Source organism: Ligilactobacillus salivarius DSM 20555 = ATCC 11741, from assembly GCF_001435955.1.
Taxonomy (GTDB): domain Bacteria; phylum Bacillota; class Bacilli; order Lactobacillales; family Lactobacillaceae; genus Ligilactobacillus; species Ligilactobacillus salivarius.
On the sequence record NZ_AYYT01000045.1, the window covers coordinates 1 to 498 of the forward strand.

At 50.6% G+C, this 498-nt stretch carries 4 tRNA genes; all 4 read left to right on the forward strand.

Annotated elements, in window-relative coordinates:
- Nucleotides 1-50: 50 nt before the first annotated feature.
- The 4 genes from FC55_RS09630 (at nucleotide 51) to FC55_RS09645 (ending at nucleotide 428) form a co-directional block, all read left to right on the forward strand.
- Nucleotides 51-124: transfer RNA gene (locus tag FC55_RS09630), tRNA-Met, on the forward strand.
- Nucleotides 125-140: 16 nt separating this feature from the next.
- A tRNA-Ile gene (locus FC55_RS09635) sits at nucleotides 141-214 on the forward strand.
- Between the two features lie 40 nt (nucleotides 215-254).
- Nucleotides 255-344, forward strand: a tRNA-Ser gene (locus FC55_RS09640).
- 10 nt (nucleotides 345-354) lie between these two features.
- Nucleotides 355-428 (forward strand) — tRNA-Met (locus FC55_RS09645).
- Nucleotides 429-498 lie beyond the last annotated feature (70 nt).

Sequence of the window (498 nt, forward strand, 5' to 3'; positions counted from 1 at the left end):
CGCAGGTTCGAATCCTGTCTTCCCGATAAATGAATAATTCATTTAGTGATCGCGGTGTAGCTCAGCTGGCTAGAGCGTCCGGTTCATACCCGGGAGGTCGAGGGTTCGATCCCCCCCGCCGCGATATTCATACAGCACTTGGACCTTTAGCTCAGTTGGTTAGAGCAGACGGCTCATAACCGTCCGGTCGTAGGTTCGAGTCCTACAAGGTCCATTGTGATTTCTTGTTAAAAATTGCAAGTATGATTTATTATGGAGGATTACCCAAGTCTGGCTGAAGGGAACGGTCTTGAAAACCGTCAGGTGGGTCAAACCACGCAAGAGTTCGAATCTCTTATCCTCCTTTTTTAATATCGCGGGATGGAGCAGTCTGGTAGCTCGTCGGGCTCATAACCCGAAGGTCGTAGGTTCAAATCCTGCTCCCGCAATTATGGTCCTATGGTGTAGGGGTTATCACGCCTGCCTGTCACGCAGGAGATCGCCGGTTCAAATCCGGCT